The following is a 20,732-nucleotide window of genomic DNA, read 5'->3' as shown; positions in this document are numbered from 1 at the left end:
TTGACCTTAAAGTTAACTTTAAACCTAGTATAACGCCATTCCCCTTGCGACAGGAGCGCAAACCCGATGTTTACCCCACTGACTTTGCCCAACGGCAGCCGCTTGACCAACCGTCTGGCTAAAGCGGCGATGGAAGAGAATCTGGCCGACCGGAACCAACTGCCCGGCCTCGCGCTGTGGCGTTTATATCGCTATTGGGCCGAGGGCGGCGCCGGTTTGATCATCACCGGCAACGTGATGATCGACGGCCGTGCCATGACCGGCCCCGGTGGCGTGGTGCTGGAACAGGATACGCCGCTTGCGCCGTTCGAAACCTGGGCCAAGGCCGCGCGCCAGGGCGGCGCGCAGGTGTGGATGCAGCTCAACCACCCGGGGCGTCAGGTGATGGCGAACATGGGTGGCAACGCGTGGGCGCCCTCCGCTATCCCACTGGCGATGGGCAAGCACAGCAAACTGTTCGCCCAGCCGCAGGCCATGAATGAAGCGCAGATCGCCGAGGTCATCGCGCGCTTCGCCGCCAGCGCACACGCCGCCGAACAGGCCGGCTTTACCGGCGTTGAGATCCACGCGGCGCACGGCTACCTGATTTCTCAATTTCTGTCGCCGCTGACCAACCAGCGCAGCGACCGCTGGGGCGGCGAACTGGCAAACCGCGCCCGCCTGTTGCTGGAGGTGGTGCGCGCGGTGCGCACGCGGGTTTCACCGGGCTTTTGCGTAGCGGTCAAACTGAACTCCGCCGATTTTCAGCGCGGCGGGTTTTCCGCAGACGATGCCCGGCAGGTCGTGTTGATGTTGAACGATCTGCCGGTCGATTTGATCGAACTGTCCGGCGGTAGCTATGAAAGCCCGGCGATGCAAGGCGAAACGGCGGACGGCCGCACCCTGGCGCGCGAAGCCTATTTTCTGACCTTCGCCCGCGATCTCGCTGCCGTGGCCCGCATGCCGGTGATGACCACCGGTGGCATCGCCCGCCCGTCGGTGGCGCAACAGGTGCTGGACAGCGGCGTCGCGGTGGCCGGCATCGCCACCGCCATGGCGGAAGTGCCCGATCTGCCGCGGCGCTGGCAAACCGGCGCCGCCCCTCATGCGTTGCCCGCGCCGGTTACCTGGCGAAATAAAACGATGGCGGCGCTCGCCCGCATGGCGTTGGTCAAACGCCGCATGCGGGCGCTGAGTGACAATCGGCCACGCAGCGTGCGCTACTCCCCGCTGTTCACGCTGATCGTCGATCGGTGGCGCACCCGCCGCATCCTGCAGCGCTACCACGCCTGGTTACGGCAACGTTAACAACAACGGCGCCGGCCAATAGGCCGGCGCTGCGTAAAAATCACNGCCGCATCCTGCAGCGCTACCACGCCTGGTTACGGCAACGTTAACAACAACGGCGCCGGCCAATTGGCCGGCGCTGCGTAAAAATCACGCTTTTTTGATCGCGCTACGTGAAATCTGAGAGAAATCACCAATCTGGATGCTGCGATTTTAACGGTTGGCCATTTATATTCATCACAATTTTTGTGTATATAAACGCTATAGGACTTAAGGTGGTGAATAGGTAAAAATAAGCCGCTATTTTCTATTTATGTTATTAGCCGGAAATTTACCTTAATTATAAATGCATTAAAGAAACCGTCAGGTTGGCGGCGGAACGGTTTTTCACGCCATGTTAACAATATGTTGTTTTTTGCCGGCAAAACCAACGGTCAATAAATCAACAACATATTGATGAGCCTAAGAAAAAACTAAACAATTCAAAACAAAATCGGCTATTGAGTCCCAGGCGAAAAAGCCATATATTGGTCGCGCTTTTCACAAGGCAGTTACTTTTCTAATTCATTAATTCAATCGTAGCGTGTTGAGACCTTCGGTTGTAGGAGAGATATGATGACGGATAAAGTCCGTATTGATACTTTAGTTGCAAACTCATTAAACGGAAACAATGAAACCTATTTGGCGCGCCAAGCCGAATTTGAGTCGAATGTTAGGAGTTATCCGCGCAAATTGCCGTTGGCAATTGCGAAAGCCCAGGGCGTTTGGATCACTGATGTTGAGAATAATCAATATCTTGATTGCCTGGCCGGGGCGGGAACGTTGGCTCTTGGACATAATCACCCCGACGTCCTGCAAAGCATCCAAAATGTCATTACCAGCGGCTTGCCGTTACATACTCTCGATCTCACGACCCCGTTAAAAGATCGTTTCTCCGATTACCTGCTTTCTCTGTTGCCGGGCGAAGGCAAAGAGTATTGCCTGCAGTTCTGCGGCCCGTCCGGCGCCGATGCGGTTGAAGCCGCGCTGAAGCTGGCGAAAAAGCACACCGGCCGCTCCGGCGTGATCAGCTTCTCCGGCGGCTATCATGGCATGACCCACGGCGCGCTGTCGGTCACCGGCAACCTGTCGCCGAAAGCGGCGATCAACGGCATGATGCCGGAAGTGCAATTCATGCCTTATCCGCATGAATACCGTTGCCCGCTGGGCATCGGCGGCGAAGCCGGCGTCAAAGCGCTGACCTACTACTTCGACAACCTGATCAACGACGTGGAAAGCGGCGTGCGTAAGCCGGCGGCGGTGATCCTGGAAGCCGTTCAGGGCGAAGGCGGCGTTAACCCGGCGCCGGCCGAGTGGCTGCAGCGCATCCGCAAAGTGACGCGTGAACACGGCATTCTGCTGATCATCGACGAAGTTCAGGCCGGTTTCGCCCGTACGGGCAAGCTGTTCGCCTTCGAACACGCAGGCATCGAGCCGGACATCATCGTGATGTCGAAAGCGGTCGGCGGCGGCCTGCCGCTCGCGGTGCTGGGCATCAAGAAAGAGTTCGACGCCTGGGAACCGGGTCACCACACCGGCACCTTCCGCGGCAACCAGTTGGCGATGGCCACCGGCCTGACCACCCTGCAATACCTGAAAGAGCACAAGGTCGCCGACAAAGTGGCCGCTCAGGGCGAATGGCTGAAAGGCAAACTGGCGGATCTGCAGAAACGTTATCCGGTGATCGGTCACGTCCGCGGTCTTGGCCTGATGATCGGCATCGAGATCGTCAAGCCGAACGAAGTGCAGGATCACATGGGCTGCTACCCGGCCGACGGCGAGCTGTCTGCGCTGCTGCAGAAAAAATGCTTCGAATCCGGTTTGATCCTGGAGCGCGGTGGGCGTAACGGCTGCGTGCTGCGTCTGCTGCCTTCACTGCTGATCACCAATGATGAGCTGGGTATTTTCCTGGATAAATTTGAGCAGGCGCTGTTGGCCGCCGGCGTCAAGCCAGTCTGATTGGAGCGAATGACCGCGATGTCCAAGTTAAACCCGATTCTGGCTTCCTCGGCGCACAGCGCCGAGGCTTATCGCCAGGCGATCGCGCAAAGCAGTGAAGCCGTCGTGCAGTGGCTGCAGCAACCCGAGATGTATCAGGGCAAAAGCGTTGCCGAACTGCGCGAGCGCATCAAGCTCGACTTCACCCCGCAAGGCCTGGGCAACCAGGCGGCGATCGAGCGCGCCATCGAGTACTTTTTGAAAGACAGCCTGTCGGTGCACCACCCGCAGTGCGTGGCGCACCTGCACTGCCCGAGCCTGGTGATAAGCCAGGCCGCCGAAGTGCTGATCAACGCCACCAACCAGAGCATGGACTCCTGGGATCAGAGCCCGTCGGCCACGCTGATCGAAATGAAGCTGATCGAGTGGCTGCGCGACCAGGTCGGTTACTCGTCCGGCGACGCCGGGGTGTTCACCAGCGGCGGCACGCAAAGCAACCTGATGGGGCTGATGCTGGCGCGCGACGCGTTCTTTGCGCGTCAGGGCCACTCCGTGCAGCAGGACGGCCTGGTGGGCGATCTGCGCAAGCTGAAGGTGTTCTGCTCTGAAAACGCCCACTTCTCGGTGCAGAAGAACATGGCGCTGATGGGCCTCGGCTATCAGTCAGTCACCTTGGTGAAAACCGATCGCTTCGCCCGCATGGACGTGAACGATCTGGCGGAAAAACTGGCGCTAGCTAAAGCCAACGGTGAGCAGGTGATGGCGATTGTCGCCACCGCCGGCACCACCGACGCCGGCGCGATCGACCCGCTGCGCGAAATCGCGCGGCTGGCGGCAGAGCAGCAGATCTGGGTACACGTGGATGCGGCCTGGGGCGGCGCGCTGCTGCTCTCCGAGCAGTATCGCCACTACCTGGACGGCCTGGAGCTGGTGGATTCCATCACCCTAGACTTCCACAAGCAGTTCTTCCAGACCATCAGCTGCGGCGCCTTCCTGCTGAAAGACGCGCGCCATTATGAGCTGATGCGTTACCAGGCGGCTTACCTGAACTCCGAGTTCGACGAGGCGCAAGGTGTGCCGAACCTGGTTTCCAAATCGCTGCAAACCACCCGCCGCTTCGATGCGTTGAAGCTGTGGATGGGGCTGGAAGCGCTGGGGCAGAAGCAATACGCCGAGATCATCGATCATGGCGTCACGCTGGCACAACAGGTGGCGCGTTACATCGCCGATCAGGAGTCGCTGGAACTGGTGATGCAGCCGCAGCTGGCCAGCGTGCTGTTCCGCTACCGCCCTGCGCAGCTGGCGGCGAAGGGCGACGCGGCCGTCGCGTTGTTCAACCAGCGCATCGGTGACGCCCTGCTGGAATCAGGCCGCGCCAACGTCGGCGTAACCGAGTCCGATGGCGTGACTTGCCTGAAGATGACGTTGCTGAACCCGATCGTCACGCTGGAAGACATCAAGCTGTTGCTGGCGCTGGTCGAGAAAACCGCACAGCAGCTGTCGGCGTAACCCTCCGCCACTGCGCATTAAAAGCCGATAACTGCCCAGGTTATCGGCTTTTTTATCGCCCATCAGATAGCAAGTGACGCAGCGCTTACGCTGATATACTGCATCAAACGTCTTCTCCCATGTTCAGCACGACAGGATACGCACGCATGACCGACCCTGACTTTAACCTGCTGATCGCCCTCGATGCGCTGCTGACGACGGGCAGCGTGGCAGGCGCGGCACGCCGCCTCGGTTTAAGCGCCTCGGCGATGAGCCGCACCCTCAGCCGACTGCGCACGACCACCGGCGATCCCTTGCTGGTGCGCGCCGGCCGCCATATGGTGCTGACGCCCTATGCCGAGACGCTGCGCGAGCGGGCGCGAAACGCGACATTCGAGGCCCGTGCGGTGCTGCGGCCGGCGCCAGGCGAGCTGAACCCCGCCATGCTCGATCGCACCTTCACGCTGCGCGCCAACGATGGTTTCGTCGAGGCCTTCGGCCCGGCGCTGATCGCCGCCGCCGCCGAACAGGCGCCGCGGGTGCGACTGCGCTTTGCGCCCAAGCCGGAGAAGAGCGACCGCCCCCTGCGCGAAGGCCGGATCGATCTGGAGATTGGCGTGCTGGGCGAGATGGGCCCGGAAATCCGCCTGCAGGCGCTGTTTCGCGATCGCTTTGTCGGCGTGATGAGAACATCACACCCGCTGGCGCAACAGCCGGAGATCGGCGCCGCCGACTACGCCGCCTGTGGCCACGTGGTGGCCTCGCGCAGCGGGCGTATCCTCGGGCCGGTAGACGCCGCGTTGGCGGAGCTGGGGCTGGCGCGCCATATCGCCGCCGTGGTGCCGAGCTTTCCGGCCGCGCTGGCGGTGGCGCAGGCCTCGAACCTGCTGGCGCTGCTGCCCGCTTCCTTTTTGCAGGCCCAACCGGCCGACGGCCCGCTGCGCATGTTCGAACTGCCGGTAAAAACGCCGCCTATCACCGTCTCGCAAATGTGGCACCCGCGCCTGGAGGCCGAGGCGGATCACCGCTGGCTGCGGCAGCTGGTGTTGGCCGTCTGCCGCCAGAGAGCAGATCAATAAAATGCATGCCGAACAATAAGACCTTAATCAGTTTCGCACTAATGCTGACTTAGGTGTCAGTGGTGAGTTCTCAGATATATACTCCCACTCAATACGCAATACTTTCAATTTTGAAATCATGTCATCATCTTGCAGCCCTGATTTTTTTGAACGGAGGTTCTCGAGCTGCCGTCTTAATTTCCCATAACAGCTCGCGGCCGAACGATGCAACTCGGCTTTCTCAGCAAAGCGGCCGAACGACACGATGCCCGACAATGCCGCTGACAGCACGCTGATGAAAAATAGCGTGAGTTTTAACCCACCTTCGGCCTGCAGAAAAAAACATGACGTCACAATCGTTGAGCTAAAAATCAATAAATAGCCTGTATAATCAGCTCTCTGATACAACCTTTCCGAACACACATAGTGCCCCGTTTGAGCATTGCATAATCTTGTGTACCAATCCGCCATCAAAGCATCCATGTCCTTATATTTCTCAATCCCAGAATCGCTCACAATTCACTCCAAATAAGCTGCGGTAGATAAAATAACAATAAGAAATTATTCCAATAAAAATGGAATGCGTGCAAAGATTTCCGCTTATAATAAGCGCTTTAGGCTAAAATTTATTTTGCCAAAAGTAAAATTGACGTCAAGCGCCCACCTCCATTATCTGTTATTTTATAAGTGTTTTACTTAATTGAATAATGTGAAAACTTGCCAGGTATTGCGCAATAATACAACATAGCGTTCATGATGCCTGATTCAGTGAAACGCCCATGACGCTTCCCCCTCTCTGGCCGGTGTTCGACGGCCATAACGATCTGCTGCTCAACCTGTGGTTGCAGCACGACGACGATCCGGTCGCCGCCTTTTATTCCCGCGTTACGCCAGGCCACCTCGATTTTTCCCGCATGCGGCGCGGCGGATTCTGCGGCGGGCTGTTCGCGGTGTTTATTCCCCCGGTCAGCTATATCGCCCAGATACGCAACCAAACGCTGGACGCGGCGCAGGCCGCCTTCGATCCGCTGGCAATTGCCGAACGGCAGATAGCTATCATGTATCAGCTGGAACAGGCCTCTCAGGGGCGGCTGCGCATCTGCCGCACCGCCTCCGAAATAGAACAGTGCCGTTTCAACCGGCAAATCGCTGTGGTGCTGCATATCGAAGGCGCGGGTATGATCGATGCGGAGCTGACGCAGCTGGAAGCCTTCTACCGGCTGGGCGTGCGCAGCATCGGGCCGTTCTGGAATCTGCCGAACGCCTTCGGTACCGGCGTCAGCGGGCCGTTCCCCGGATCACCCGATACCGGCCCCGGCCTGACGCCGGCCGGCGAGGCGCTGATCCGTGCCTGCAACCGCCGCCGCATCATGATCGACGTCTCGCACATGAATGAGAAAACCTTCTGGCAAACCGCCGCGTTGAGCCGCGCCCCGCTGGTCGCCACCCACTCCAACGCCCATGCCCTCTGCCCGCAGCCGCGCAACCTGACCGACGCGCAGCTGGACGCCATCGCTCACAGCGGCGGGATGGTCGGCGTCAATTTCGGCACCGCCTTTCTACGGGCGGACGGAAAGCGTGACAGTGCAACGACTGACTTCACAGAAATTGTTAAACACGTTGAGTATTTGATCGCTAAACTTGGTGAAGATCGCGTGGGATTTGGTTCTGATTTTGACGGGGTCAACGTACCGCAACCGTTGGAGGACGTCGGCGGCCTGCCGCGCCTGACGCAAGCGCTGGCGCAGGCCGGGTTCGATAACCGGCTGCTGGAAAAGCTGACCTGGCGCAACTGGCTGAGCGTACTCTCCGCCACCTGGGGTGAATAACCCGGTTACGCTTTAAAGGTTGCGATCAACGTCACATTTCGTCAACATTGGACCAGCCTAATGCGAATCTTTCTCATTGGCTTCGAACTATCACGATGCATGCAAAGGAGTACCGCTATGACTACCTGGACTAAACCTGAGTTTGTTGACCTGCGTCTGGGGCTGGAAGTGACACTGTACATTTCCAACCGTTAATCGCCCGTCTGCCCGCCTTTCGCGCGGGCATTTCTTTCCCTTTTCTTCTGGTTTAGACATGCAGATAAAAGTTCTCGGCTCGGCGGCGGGCGGCGGCTTTCCCCAGTGGAATTGCAACTGCGACAACTGCCGCGGCGTTCGTGACCACAGCATCACCGCCACGCGCCGCACGCAGTCCTCCATCGCCGTCAGCGATGACGGTAAAAACTGGGTGCTGTGCAACGTTTCCCCGGACATTTGCCATCAACTGCTGGCTTCGCCCGAATTGAACAATCCCGACGTGCTGCGCGGCACCGGTATCGGCGCGATCGTGCTGACCGACAGCCAGATCGATCACAGCGCGGGCTTGCTCAATTTGCGTGAGGGGTGCCCGCACCACGTCTGGTGCACGCCTGAAGTGCATGACGATCTCAGCACCGGCTTCCCGGTGTTTCCCATGCTCTCCCACTGGAACGGCGGGTTGATTCACCACCCGGTAACGCCCGGTGAACCGTTCCACACGGCGGTCTGCCCGAACGTACGCTTTACCGCCATTCCATTGCTCAGCAACGCACCGCCCTATTCGCCGTACCGCGATCGCCCGCTGCCGGGCCACAATGTGGCGTTGTTCATCGAAGATATCGCGCGCGGGGTCGGCCTGCTGTATGCGCCGGGCCTCGGTGAACCGGACGAAGCACTGATGCCCTGGCTGCGCCGCGCCGACTGCCTGCTGATCGACGGCACGCTGTGGCGCGACAATGAGCTGGCCAACGCCGGCGTGGGGCGCAACACCGGCAAGGATATGGGGCACCTGGCGCTAGCGGAAGAGCACGGGCTGGCGGCCCTGCTCAGCGCCTTGCCCGCCAAACGCAAGATCCTGATCCACATTAACAATACCAACCCGATCCTCAATGAAGACTCGGCAGAGCGGCAAAGTCTGACCGCCGCCGGCATCGAAGTGAGCTGGGACGGCATGAACATCGAACTGTAGGGAATCGCCATGACGCAACCACTCCCACTGACTCCGCAGGAATTTGAAGCGGCGCTGCGCGCCAAAGGCGCTTATTACCACATTCACCACCCGTACCACATCGCGATGCACAACGGCGAAGCGACCCGCGAGCAGATCCAGGGCTGGGTGGCCAACCGCTTCTACTACCAGACCAGCATTCCGATCAAGGATGCGGCGATCATGACCAACTGTCCGCAGCCGGAAACCCGCCGTAAATGGGTGCAGCGCATCCTGGATCACGACGGCTACGGCGGCAGCGAAGGCGGCATCGAAGCCTGGCTGCGTCTGGGCGAGGCCGTCGGGCTGCAGCGCGACGCCCTGCTTTCTGAACAGCTGGTGCTGCCGGGCGTGCGCTTTGCGGTGGATGCCTACGTCAATTTTGCGCGCCGCGCCTGCTGGCAAGAAGCGGCCTGCAGCTCGCTGACCGAACTGTTCGCGCCGCAGATCCACCAGTCGCGCCTCGACAGCTGGCCGCAGCACTACCCGTGGATCGACGCCGCCGGCTACGACTATTTCCGCAGCCGCCTCGGCCAGGCCAATCGCGATGTGGAACACGGTCTGGCGCTGGCGCTGGACTATTGCGATACCGTCGAAAAGCAGCAGCGCATGTTGGAAATCCTGCAGTTCAAGCTGGATATTTTATGGAGCATGCTGGACGCCATGAGCATGGCCTATACCCTGAACCGCCCGCCTTACCACAGCGTGACCGCCGCGCGGGTATGGCACAACCAGAGGCTGGTGTAATGACGCCGAATCCTGAACACACCCCGGTCTTCCGCCGCGGCTACCGCCTGCAATGGGAGCAGGTGCAAAATAGCCACGTGATCCTCTATCCGGAGGGCATGGCCAAACTGAACGACAGCGCCGCCGCCATTTTACAGCTGGTCGACGGCCACACCACGCTGAACGGCATCATCGCGCAGTTGAACGCCCGCTTCCCCGGCGCCGAGGGGTTGGCGGATGACGTGCTGGAGTTTTTCCAGCGCGCCTACGAACAAAAATGGGTGACCTTCCGTGACTGAGCCACGCGCGCCGACGGTCAATCCGCCGCTCTGGCTGCTGGCGGAGCTCACCTATCGCTGCCCGCTGCAGTGTCCTTACTGCTCCAACCCGCTCGATTTTGCCGCACAGGAAAAAGAGCTGACGACCGAACAATGGATCGCGGTGTTTCGCCAGGCGCGGGCGATGGGCAGCGTACAACTCGGTTTCTCCGGCGGCGAGCCGTTGGTGCGTAAAGACCTGCCTGAACTTATCGCCGCCGCGCGCGATCTCGGCTTCTACACCAACCTGATCACCTCCGGCATCGGCCTGACCGAGAAGAAACTGCAAACCTTCGCCGACGCCGGTCTGGACCATATCCAGATCAGTTTTCAGGCCAGCGACGAAACGCTGAACGCCGCGCTGGCGGGCTCCGCCAAGGCGTTCCAGCAAAAGCTGGCAATGGCCAGGGCGGTCAAGGCGCTCGGCTACCCGATGGTGCTCAACTTCGTGTTGCATCGCCATAACATCGGCCAGATCGATCGCATTATCGAACTGGCGATCCAGCTGGATGCCGACGACGTCGAGCTGGCGACCTGCCAGTTCTACGGCTGGGCGCATCTGAATCGCGAGGGCCTGTTGCCGACCCGCGAGCAGATCGCCGACGCTGAAGCGGTGGTGAAACGCTATCGCGAACGCATGGCCGCCGACGGTAAGCTGGCTAACCTGCTGTTCGTCACGCCGGATTATTACGAGGAGCGTCCCAAAGGTTGCATGGGCGGCTGGGGGGCGATCTTCATGAGCGTGACGCCGGAAGGCATGGCGTTACCCTGTCACAGCGCCCGTCAGCTGCCGATCGCATTCCCGTCGGTGCTGGAGCACGATCTGCAGCATATCTGGTACCACTCGTTCGGCTTTAACCGCTATCGCGGCTATGACTGGATGCCGGAGCCCTGCCGCTCCTGTTCGGAGAAAGAGAAGGACTACGGCGGTTGCCGCTGCCAGGCGTTCATGTTGACGGGCAACGCCGACAACGCCGATCCGGTGTGCGGCAAATCGCCGCACCATGGCACCATCCTGGCGGCGCGTGAAGCGGCGAATCGCTCGCAGGTCGGTATCGATCAGCTGCGTTTTCGTAATCAGACCAACTCCCGTTTGATCTTCAAGGGCTGACCATGACACTCGCCGCTGCCTCGTGGCAGCTCGCCAACGGTTTGGCCGTCAAGGCGATAAGCACCCCTGCCGCCGAGGCCGCCGCCGCGCTGGTGCGCATTGAAGCGGGCAGCTTTCAGGCGCCGGCCGCCTGGCCGGGCCTGGCGCATCTGCTGGAGCACCTGCTGTTTCGCGGCAGCGTGAATTTCAGCGCGCTGGATGGCCTGATGGGCTGGGCGCCGTCGGTCGGCGGCCGGTTAAACGCCACGACCCTGGCCACGCAAACCGCATTCTTCTTTGAGGTGGGCGCTGACCACCTGGCTGAAGGGTGGGCTCGGCTGAGCGATATGCTGGCCGCCCCGCAGTTGACGGCGGAGGCGATCGCTCAGGAGATCGAGATTATCGACGCCGAATACCGCTTACTGCGCGCCGATGTTGAAACCCGCTGCGAAGCGGCGCAGCGGCAAATGTTCAGCGGCCTTGACGCGTTGCACCGCTTTCACATCGGCAGCCGCGCCGCTTTCGGCAGCGATATTTCCGCACTGCAGCAGGCGCTGCGCCAGTTTCACCGTCAGTACTACCGAGCGCCAAACATGACGCTGTGGCTGCAAGGCCCGCAATCGCTGGAACAGTTGCATGCGCTGGCGCAGCGCTGCGCCAGCCGTTTGCCGCCGGACGCTGCCGCCCCGCGCCAACCATCGCCGCCGCTGACCGCCGTGGCGGATTACGCTCTGCATCTCCCCGGCGTGCCGCAGCTGAGGCTGGTCTTTTCCCTGCCGGCCCCCCGCTCACGCGGCTGGCTGCGGCGACTGGAGCGTCTGCTGCAGGATGAAGCCCCTGGCGGGCTGTTGGCCCGGCTGCGCGCTCACGCGTGGTGCGACGCCGCGCGGCTGGATTATTCCCGCTGCGGCGAAAACAGCGCCCTGCTGAGTTTTATCTTCACCGTCAATCAGGGGACAGCCGTTGAAGCCGCCCGTATCGAAAGCGCCCTGTTGGCGTGGCTGCAGGCGCTGCGTTCGCTGACGCCGGCGCAGCTCGAACATTTCGGGCAGCTGGCAAATCGCGACTTTCAGCGTTTGGCGCCGCTCGAACAACTGCGCGCCAGAGCGTTTGGGCTGCCGCCGACTGAGCCGAACGACGATTGGCCACGGCATATTTCGGCGCTGATGAGCGCGCCGCGTCGCCGGCTAGCCGTGTGGCCCGATAATGGCGGCGAAACGCGCGAAATTCAGGGGCTGCCGCTGGCGCTCACCCCTTTCGCCTGCGCCGCGCTGACGCCCGCAACGGAACCTTTCCGCTTTTTCTCCTCCTCCGCGGCGTTGCCGATCCCGAACTTGCCAGCCGGCCAGGCGCCACTGCGGCATCTGCACCCCGAGGCGGCGCAACCGGTGTTGCTGCTGCGCCCCTCACCGTCCAGCGCATTCAGCGAGCAGCAAGCCTATGGTTTACAGGCGGCGCTGCGCACCGGGGCGGCGGAGCTCGCGCATCGGGAGGGGCATTTAAGCTTCACGCGCCATCAGGGCCTGTGGTTGCTGCAGTTGGCGGGCAGCGAGGCGCTGATCGGTCACGGCCTGAACGTCGTGAACCGCGCGCTGGCGGCCTTGCCGCCGGCCATCCTCGATGGAGCAGAAAGAAACCTGCGCCTCGCCCAGTCGGAACAACAAAACGCCGTCGCCATTCGCCGCCTGCTGGCCCAATTGCCGGCGACGTTGTGCGGGCCGGCAGCGGCGCCGCCGCAATGGCATGCCGCCTTAATCGGCGGCGATGGCGAGTTGCGGCGGCGGCTGTCGCATTTGCTGTACGACTTTCCCTATTCCGTGACCGCCGAGCCGCAGAGGCCGCCCCCTTCGCTTCATCGCCCCGTCACGCTGACGGAAAGCGGCACCGAACACGCCTTGCTACGGTTTTACCCGCTGCAGAGCGATGCAGCCGAAGGCCGCTGGGCGCTGCGCGTGCTGGCCCAACTTTACGCGCCGCGCTATTTTCAGCGGCTGCGCGTGGAGCGCAACATCGGTTACGTGGTGCAATGCGCCTTTCACCGCAGCGCCGATGTCGAAGGCCTGCTGTTTGCGCTGCAATCCCCGACATTCACCGTTGAACAGCTGCAGCAGTTAACTGACGAATTCTTGCTGCAGATGCGTCATGAGCTGGCGCAGCTTGGCGCTGACGAACTGGAACAGGCGCAGCAGGCGCTGCGGCAAAGTGTGCAATGCCTCAGCGCCGAGCCGTTGCAGCGCGCCCGGGAAATCGCCCTGGAACATCGCGAGGTGGTCGCCGCCGCTACGTCCCTCACGCTGGCGCAATTGCGCGATTGGCAGCAGCGTTTGCTTTCCTCTGATTGATTTACCCAGCGGCGAACACCGGCCGGGGGGAATATGCCGCGCAGAAAGCACCACCTCATGCCAAAGAAGGTTTCAACGCCGTCTGGACGCAAAAAAAGCCCCCATCGTCACGATGAGGGCTGAATAAAGCGAAGCATGTTAACTGCGATCAGAAGCGCCAGGTCAGACCGGCGTTGACGCTGTTGTCCTGGTGGTTGGACGACAGCTGCCCGCCGTAGCCAAGGGACAGGACGGCGTTTTTGTTAACCGCTACATCCACGCCCGCTTTCAGGACCGCACCATCGCGAGACACAGGCACGCTGTTCACGTCGAACGCCGCATCAGTGCGTTTGAACATCAGCTGCGTTTTACGCTCCAGCTTGCCGTACTGGTGCTGCCAGCCCAGCTCGCCGCGCAGAGCGATCGCCACGCTGTCGGCTTGCCACTGGGTGTCGGCGCGCAGACCCAGCGTCGAAGCGGTGGCGGACTGACTTTGTTTGTCGCCGCGCAGCGCTCCCGCCCCGCCTTGCTCGGTGATCCCCTCGTTACGGTAATGGGTGTACGCCAGGTTGGCGAACGGCTCAAGGTTGACCGCATCGCTCGTCCAATCGTAACCACTTTCGATGAACAGCTGACCGGTGCGCGCGTTATACTTGGCCTTCTCGCGATCCGACTGCGCGCCATAGTTCACCGAGCGCGAGGTGTCGATGCGATGCCAGGTATAAGTGCCCCCCGCCCGCAGCGCCACTGCGCCGAAGCGTTTATCGCCGTACAGCCCCAGATGATAGTTGTCGCTGTGTGCGTCTGACTGATAACCGCCATCCAACGAGGTGCGGGTATACCCGGTCATCACCCCTAACCGACCGTCGTCGAACAGTTCGCTGTCCAGCCCCAGCAGCACGCCGTAAGTGGACGTCTGGTAACCGGTGGCGTTGTCGTTGCCGGAAGCATGCCCCCAGCTGCCCAGCAGTTTCGCCCAGGCGCCGTTGTCATCCGCTTTAATATCGGTAGCGACGCGGCGGCCTTCCGCCTGGCGCAAGCGCTCGGTGGCGGTATCGCGCAGGTAACGGCTTTCGTTGATCTGGGCGGAAGCCATATCCGCGTGGATCTGGCCAGACAGCTGACGGGTCGCCTGCTGCAGATCTCGGGCTGAGGTGAAGCCGAGGAAGCTTTCATAGACCGGATGGCCGGCCACGATGCTCGCCTCTTCGCTCACGGCTTGCGCCTCGCCCCCATCGCTTTGCAGCAGGTTGGCCGCTTCAGCCGCAGAGATCGTCACGCCGCGCTGGGCCGTTGTCGTGACCGGTTCCGTCGCGTTGAGCGTCTCCACCGCACGAGCTACCGCTTTCTCGTTCTCGGTGCTGGCCAGGCTGTCAAAACGGGCGGCGGTGCGCGTGATGCCAAGGCCGACGTCATTGCCCTGATAATCCAGCGCGACATTCACGAACGGGTACGACGGGTTGGCGTTTTCAAATCGACCGGTCACTCCGTCCGTCGTGGTCAGGATGGTGTATTTGTTGCCCAGCAGACTCTGCGCCTCATTCTGCGACAGCAGGTTTTGGCTGCGCTCCAGGCTGACGTTCACACTGCCGCCGTTGAGGAAAGCGCGTCGCGCGGCGATCTTATCGCTGCGGCCTTTGTCCGCCACTTCCACGTTATACTGCGAACCGCGATCGAAGACGGCGTCATTCACCACGTGCAGCGTGCCAATGCCGTTGCCCGGCGCGACGCTGCCGCCGTGACCAGCTCGGAAGGCATTCACGCTGCCGCTGCCGGCCAGCGTGCCGCCGTTTTCGATATAGACGTTGGATACCACCGAGCCGTTGATTGCCAGCGCGCCCTGTTTCACCCAGGTATCACCGCGATAGGTATTGTTCCCCGCCAGTTCCAGCGTACCGGCGCCGATTTTGGTCAACCCGCCGTGGCCGGTGATGTCATTGCTCCACGAATCGAAATCGCACTCGCGCGACGTGCAGCGGCGCTCAACCGTGGTGCCGGATTCAACGGTATTGCCGAGGCCGGGAATATTTACCACGAATTGTTTTTCGCTATAGGAGCCCGGCACATAATATTCCTGTGGAATATCCTCCTTGGTGATAAACATTTTCGGCCCGTTGATCGCATCGCGTAAATTGACGCGCCCCCAGCCGAACAAATTATCAATACCGGGCACGCCTAAATCGGTGGCGGTAGTTTTGATCACGGCGGATATTTGATCGGCGCTCATATAAGGGAAGCGTTGCATCAATACGGCGGCGACACCGCTGACATGCGGCGCGGCCATTGAGGTGCCGGATTTGAAGCCGTAATTTTGATTAACCGACAGCTCGCCTTTATTGTAAGCATCACGATTAACGGCGCCGCCGGTATTAGACTCCAACCGGCCGACCGTGCTGTATATATCGGAGCCTGGCGCGGAAACGCAGTAGCTCGCCGTTTGACCGCAGCTGGTCGAAGAGACGCTTAAGTTGTTTTCGTCGCTCAGGTTGGTCACGATCAGGTAATTGTTCAACACGTCCGGGAAGGCATAAGGCAGTGACTTTTGCGCTTCGGGAATGTTGTAATTGTTGTAATTGCCTGCCGAGAAGACGATCAGCTTACCGTGCCTGGCCGCGCGCAGCAGCGCCGACATGGAGCTATGCGCACCGGTAGGCACCGGCTGTTGGCTGCCCCATTCCACGCTGGACTTGCTGCGCATCATTTCGCCGATCACATCGCCTTTAACGAACGCCACATAGTCCGGTCTGCCGTTAGGCAACCAGATGATGTCACCCTTGGCATCTCGCCGAATGTCCGGCGCAATCCCCCAGCTGTTGCTGATGATGCGCGCCGCGCTCTGAATCAGCTCTTCACGGCCGTTGCGATTACCGTAATCATTCAATTTGGTGCCGATAATATCCGCGTCGAAAGCGACGCCGTGCATGCCTGCGCCATCTCTTTTAGCCGCGGCAATACCGGCTACGTGCGTGCCGTGATCGCCGAAAGACATATTATCTAGTTTATCGTATGAGAAATTATAACTGCCGTTATCCAGACGCGTCAGTTTACCGGCGAATTCAGAATGGGAAAGAATGGCATTATCGATAATACCGATAGTGACGCCTTTACCGGTATAGCCTCTGGCATAGGCATATTCGGCGGAAATCGCCGCAAGCCCCCATTGACGATTAAACTCGGCGGTTTTCCAACTGTCAGGCACGCCCAACCGGCCGGGATCCTGATAAGCGGCAAGAGAAGAATGAATGGATAAGCCATAACAACCCAGAAAAACGCAATACGCTAACTTCAATCTTTTATTAAGTATCATTTTACGCTCCATGTTTATTTATACCCAGAAGAAAACTTACGTTTTAACCGCCCTGCGACCTCTCTCGATCGTGAAACGACAGATAACGCATGCAGGCCCGACGCGGGCCGCATGAACAGACATGCTGAGTGATGCAGATGGCGCTGGCAGACAAAGGAATGTCGCCGCGCCGGGCGCCTATGGCGCAGACGTCTAAAGAGGAGGCGAATGTACGCTTGCCGGCGCCGTTGCGCCGGAATGGCCCGGCCATCGGGACCGGGCCTGGGGATCAGGCTGTAGATGCATTTCGTTTTATCATCCAGTTTTTCTAATGCTTTTCATTCGCGAGGCTATCTTATACGTAAGCAAAGTGTCAACAGATGAAACAAAACATTTCTTGATTTGTATCATGACTTTTCTGCTAAACCCCGGCCAACGGCGCTGCGACTACCGCTGGAGAGTGCATAAAATGGCGGTTATTGCCGCCATAAGTGAGATTTTTGTCAGTGAAGGCGCATAGAGCCGGCAGAACAGCCGGTGGGAGAGCATAAAAACGCCTGAACATTTCATCAAATAGAAACATCAAGATTGATTAATTTTTATGGCAATATCCGATCGTGGTCGGATCACTTATTTTTCGTCGCAATATAAGGGCTGCTTATAAATAACAGGAATATTCCTAATGCGTTCGCGCGGGATGTATTCCATGCTAGCGGGCTGATTTTTAGCCGTGCCCGCTGGCTATTCCCATTTTCATTGGCAAAACTATATTGAAAGAGGCTCTGCTATAGAGCGAGAATATGGGTAATTTTCCGAGGAAATACCGCATGACCCTGTTGCCCAAGCAGACCAATAACAAAAATCCGATTGATCTCTATGGCGAAATCGTAGACGACTTGCCCGGTCTGATTTGCTTCGGCAACCGCCTTGGCGGCTACTTTAATAAACAGTGGCGCGACTATACCGGCGCAAACGCCGGCGAGCACGGCGCCGCCGACTGGCTCGATGCCCTGCATCCCGACGATCGCGATCGGATGGCCGCGCAATGGCGCCAGGCGATCGTCGCCCTCTCCTCGTTCGCCGGCGAAGCTCGCCTGTGCGATCGCCACGGCATCTACCGTTGGTTCATGCTGGCGTTCAATGCCCGCCAGGATGGCATGGCGTTAGAGCCCAGCTGGTACCTCGCCGCCACCGATATTCATCTGCAAATGCTGCAGCGCCAGCAAAACGTTCAGGCGCTCTCCATCCAGCAAGACATGCTGGACGCCAGCCTCGACTGTATCAAAGTGATCAATAACGACGGGACGCTGCGCCACATGAACCGGTCCGGCAGCCTGGCGCTCGGTCTTGACCCGGCGCAAAAAGAGTTCGGCATGTCCTGGCTGGGGTTGCTGTCGCCCGAAATCCGCCGCCGTGGCCGCAAGGCGCTGCGCAGCGTCAGAGCGGGTAAAAATGCGCGCTTCACGGGATTGAGCGTGACGCCGCAGGGCAAAAAACAGCACTGGGACAATATTCTCACCCCGGTCAGCGACGAACACGGCGCGGTGGCCGAGATCTTGTGCGTCTCGCGCGACGTAACCTCGCAGCGCGTGATGGAGCAGCGTCTGTTGCTCGCCAGCGAGTATGACGAATTGACCGGCCTGCCCAACCGGCGTCTGTTCAAGAAAAAACTGAAGCAAGAGATGAAACGCGCCCTGCACGGCGGCAAGTCGCTCGGGCTGATGCTGTTGGACCTTGACCATTTCAAGCTGGTGAACGACACACTGGGCCACGCGGCAGGTGACCATCTGCTGCGGGTGCTGGGTAAAAGGCTCAGCGCCTGCATGAATACCCACTCGTTCGTCTCGCGTCTCGGCGGCGACGAATTCGCCGTGGTGATAAGCGACGTCGAAAACGAGCAGGACATTTTTCGCATCGCCAACAAATTTCTGTTGCAGCTGGAGACGCCGATCACCCACGGCGGCAAAACGCTGCATTGCGGCATGAGCATCGGCGGCGCTATCTATCCCAAAGACGCCCGCGACGCTTCAGAGCTGATGAAATGCGCCGATACCGCGCTGTATGAGTTGAAGGACGGCGGCCGCGGCGGCGTTTATATGTTCGATCGCAAGATGATGGACAAAGCCAGCGCGCGCGCCAGCCAACTCAACTACGCGCGTCAGATCGTGCGCGACAACTGCATCCGCCCCAACTATCAGCCGAAGGTCTGCCTGACCGACGGCAGCATTGTCGGCTTCGAAGCGCTGCTGCGCTGGCATTGCCCGATCAACGGCGTGCAGTTGCCGGCGACGGTGAGCGAGGCATTCAACGACTACGAGCTGGCGACCAAAATCAGCGAAGCCATGCAGCTGAAGGTGTTCGCCGATATCGCCCGTTGGCGCGCAGCCGGCGTGGCGGTGCGGCCGGTTTCGCTGAACGTGTCGCCGATCGAATTTTTACGCGACAATTATGCCGAAACCTTCCTGCAGCGCCTGCTGAAATTCCATATTCCCCATCACCTGATCGAACTGGAAGTGACCGAACACGCGTTCAACAAACACGGGTCGAAATACGTGCTGCGCGCGCTGCAAATGCTCAAGGAAATGGGCATCCGCATCGCGTTGGACGACTTCGGCACCGGCCACTCCTCCTTCAGCCATATCATGGACTACCCGTTGGACTGCATTAAGCTGGATTGCGACTTCGTTCAACGCATGAACACCGAACCGGCGATCCTGGCGATCGTGGAAAGCATCGGCATCCTCGGTCAAAAGCTGTCGATCGACATCATCGCCGAGGGGGTGGAAACCGAACAGCAGCGCCAGACGCTGTGCGAAGCCGGTTTCCATATCGGCCAGGGTTTTCTGTTCAGCCGTGCGGTGGACCCCCAGCGGGTGCCGGCGCTGCTGCAGGGGATGCCGCAGCCCGTGGGCGGCCGTTAAACGCCCTGCCGTTTGTCATGCGGCGCGATCTTCATGCCGATAAGCGTTACCACGCAGACGATCGCCCCGGCATAGAAGGTGGACGCGGAACCGAACAGTTCCCACAGGGTTCCGGCCCCGAGACTCGCCAGCAGCAATGCCACGCCGCCGATCAGATTGAACATGCCGAACGCGGTGCCGCGCAGGTGCGCCGGCGCAGTGTGCGCCACCATCGCCGCCAACAGTCCCTGCGTCATGCCCATGTGCACGCCCCACAGCGCCACGCCAAACAGCACGCCCGCCCAATGATCGCTCAGCGCCAATACCAGGTCGGCGGCGATCAGCACCAGCAGCCCGGCTTTCAGCAATCCTTCATGGCTCATGCGGTCGGACAATTTACCGAACGGATAGGCCGAACAGGCGTAGACCAGATTCATGGCGACCATCACCAGCGGGATCAACGCCAGCGGCGTGCCGCCCTGCTGCGCCTTCAACACCAGGAACGCTTCACTGAAACGCGCCAGCGTAAAGATCGCGCCGATGCTCACCACCCACCAATAGCTGCGCCCCAACAGCCGCAGGTTGGCGCGGGTAATCGGGTTGGTGCGCTTGTGGGTTATCGCGGCGGCCGGCTCTTTCAGGCCGAAAAACAGCAGCGCAATCGCCAGCGCCGCCGGGATCGCCGCCACCCAGAAGATGGCGCGAAAATCGTTGTGCCACAGCAGCATCAGGCCAACGGCCAGCAGCGGCCCTAAAAAGGCGCCGACGGTATCCAGCGACTGGCGCAGCCCGAAAGCCGCGCCGCGAATTTCCGGCGGCGTCACGTCGGCCACCAGGGCATCGCGCGGCGCCCCGCGGATGCCTTTGCCCACGCGATCCAGCAGGCGCGCGCTCATCACCATGCCGGACGACGACGCGATGGCGAAAAACGGTTTGCTGATGGCGCCCAGCCCGTAGCCCAGCAGCGCCAGCCCCTTGCGTTTGCCGAGGTAATCGCTGAGCACGCCGGAGAACACCTTGACGATCAACGCCGTCGCCTCCGCCAGCCCTTCGATCAACCCGATGACGATCACGCTGGCACCGAGCGTCGTCGCCATAAACAGCGGCAACAGGCTATGGATCATCTCCGAGGAAACGTCCATCAGCAGGCTCACGCCACCCAATACCCACACGCCGCGCGGTATGCGGCCCAACGTAGCGAAACGCGATGACATGGTGCATCCTCGATCGATTCAGCGCCGCCAGAGGCGCCTCATGATTTTTCCAAGATTGGTTAGTTGATTTTGTTCGT

At 60.3% G+C, this 20,732-nt stretch carries 15 protein-coding genes; 12 read left to right on the top strand and 3 right to left on the bottom strand.

The genetic code is table 11. The features are described from left to right. Nucleotides 1-66: 66 nt before the first annotated feature. The 4 genes from GKN89_RS01455 to GKN89_RS01440 all read left to right on the top strand — a co-directional run bounded on the left by GKN89_RS01455 (nt 67) and on the right by GKN89_RS01440 (nt 5,810). Nucleotides 67-1,287 (top strand): NADH:flavin oxidoreductase/NADH oxidase family protein, encoded by a 1,221-nt coding sequence (locus GKN89_RS01455; protein WP_154746203.1) that lies wholly within the window; start codon nt 67-69, stop codon nt 1,285-1,287. A gap of 594 nt (nt 1,288-1,881) precedes the next feature. Continuing rightward, complete coding sequence (locus GKN89_RS01450) at nt 1,882-3,264, top strand: diaminobutyrate--2-oxoglutarate transaminase (protein WP_071891993.1); 1,383 nt, start codon at nt 1,882-1,884, stop codon at nt 3,262-3,264. Nucleotides 3,265-3,282: 18 nt separating this feature from the next. After that, nucleotides 3,283-4,752, top strand: a complete 1,470-nt coding sequence (locus tag GKN89_RS01445; RefSeq protein WP_154746202.1) for an aspartate aminotransferase family protein — start codon at nt 3,283-3,285, stop codon at nt 4,750-4,752. 146 nt (nt 4,753-4,898) lie between these two features. Further along, nucleotides 4,899-5,810: a LysR family transcriptional regulator gene (locus tag GKN89_RS01440; RefSeq protein WP_154746201.1), complete on the top strand. Its 912-nt coding sequence runs from the start codon at nt 4,899-4,901 to the stop codon at nt 5,808-5,810. Nucleotides 5,811-5,837: 27 nt separating this feature from the next. Here GKN89_RS01440 and GKN89_RS01435 read toward each other — a convergent pair whose 3' ends face one another. Beyond that, nucleotides 5,838-6,305, bottom strand: coding sequence for an SLATT domain-containing protein (locus GKN89_RS01435; protein ID WP_154746200.1), 468 nt, complete (start codon nt 6,303-6,305; stop codon nt 5,838-5,840). A gap of 263 nt (nt 6,306-6,568) precedes the next feature. Here GKN89_RS01435 and GKN89_RS01430 point away from each other — a divergent pair, with 263 nt between their 5' ends. The 7 genes from GKN89_RS01430 (at nt 6,569) to pqqF (ending at nt 13,276) form a co-directional block, all read left to right on the top strand. After that, complete coding sequence (locus GKN89_RS01430; protein WP_154746199.1) at nt 6,569-7,618, top strand: dipeptidase; 1,050 nt, start codon at nt 6,569-6,571, stop codon at nt 7,616-7,618. A gap of 117 nt (nt 7,619-7,735) precedes the next feature. Beyond that, nucleotides 7,736-7,813 carry a pyrroloquinoline quinone precursor peptide PqqA gene (gene pqqA, locus GKN89_RS01425; RefSeq protein ID WP_004937827.1) on the top strand — a complete coding sequence of 26 codons (78 nt, stop codon included), beginning with the start codon at nt 7,736-7,738 and terminating at the stop codon, nt 7,811-7,813. A 58-nt stretch (nt 7,814-7,871) separates the two neighbouring features. After that, the gene (pqqB, locus tag GKN89_RS01420; protein ID WP_019455336.1) at nt 7,872-8,783 is read left to right on the top strand and encodes a pyrroloquinoline quinone biosynthesis protein PqqB; all 912 of its coding nucleotides are present in this window, start codon (nt 7,872-7,874) and stop codon (nt 8,781-8,783) included. A 9-nt stretch (nt 8,784-8,792) separates the two neighbouring features. Further along, nucleotides 8,793-9,548 (top strand): pyrroloquinoline-quinone synthase PqqC, encoded by a 756-nt coding sequence (gene pqqC / locus GKN89_RS01415; protein ID WP_154746198.1) that lies wholly within the window; start codon nt 8,793-8,795, stop codon nt 9,546-9,548. Beyond that, complete coding sequence (gene pqqD, locus GKN89_RS01410; RefSeq protein ID WP_019455334.1) at nt 9,548-9,826, top strand: pyrroloquinoline quinone biosynthesis peptide chaperone PqqD; 279 nt, start codon at nt 9,548-9,550, stop codon at nt 9,824-9,826. The genes pqqC and pqqD overlap by 1 nt, the downstream gene beginning before the upstream one ends. Next, a complete protein-coding gene (gene pqqE, locus GKN89_RS01405; protein ID WP_019455333.1) occupies nt 9,819-10,955 on the top strand; it encodes a pyrroloquinoline quinone biosynthesis protein PqqE in 1,137 nt (378 codons plus the stop codon). Before pqqD ends, pqqE begins: the two co-directional genes overlap by 8 nt. 2 nt (nt 10,956-10,957) lie before the next feature. Beyond that, the gene (gene pqqF / locus GKN89_RS01400) at nt 10,958-13,276 is read left to right on the top strand and encodes a pyrroloquinoline quinone biosynthesis protein PqqF (protein WP_154746197.1); all 2,319 of its coding nucleotides are present in this window, start codon (nt 10,958-10,960) and stop codon (nt 13,274-13,276) included. A 148-nt stretch (nt 13,277-13,424) separates the two neighbouring features. Here pqqF and GKN89_RS01395 read toward each other — a convergent pair whose 3' ends face one another. Beyond that, nucleotides 13,425-16,460: an autotransporter serine protease gene (locus tag GKN89_RS01395; RefSeq protein WP_154746196.1), complete on the bottom strand. Its 3,036-nt coding sequence runs from the start codon at nt 16,458-16,460 to the stop codon at nt 13,425-13,427. 908 nt (nt 16,461-17,368) lie between these two features. On the opposite strand from GKN89_RS01395, the gene GKN89_RS01390 reads away from it, so the two are divergent. Beyond that, nucleotides 17,369-19,462: a bifunctional diguanylate cyclase/phosphodiesterase gene (locus GKN89_RS01390; protein ID WP_019455329.1), complete on the top strand. Its 2,094-nt coding sequence runs from the start codon at nt 17,369-17,371 to the stop codon at nt 19,460-19,462. On the opposite strand, the gene GKN89_RS01385 is transcribed toward GKN89_RS01390, so the two are convergent. Then, on the bottom strand, nt 19,459-20,655 hold the full coding sequence (locus tag GKN89_RS01385; RefSeq protein ID WP_154746195.1) for an MFS transporter: 1,197 nt from the start codon (nt 20,653-20,655) through the stop codon (nt 19,459-19,461). The genes GKN89_RS01390 and GKN89_RS01385 overlap by 4 nt on opposite strands. Nucleotides 20,656-20,732 lie beyond the last annotated feature (77 nt).

Source organism: Serratia sp. YC16 (assembly GCF_009707615.1).
Taxonomy (GTDB): domain Bacteria; phylum Pseudomonadota; class Gammaproteobacteria; order Enterobacterales; family Enterobacteriaceae; genus Serratia; species Serratia surfactantfaciens.
This window is presented reverse-complemented; position numbering and strand designations above follow the sequence as displayed.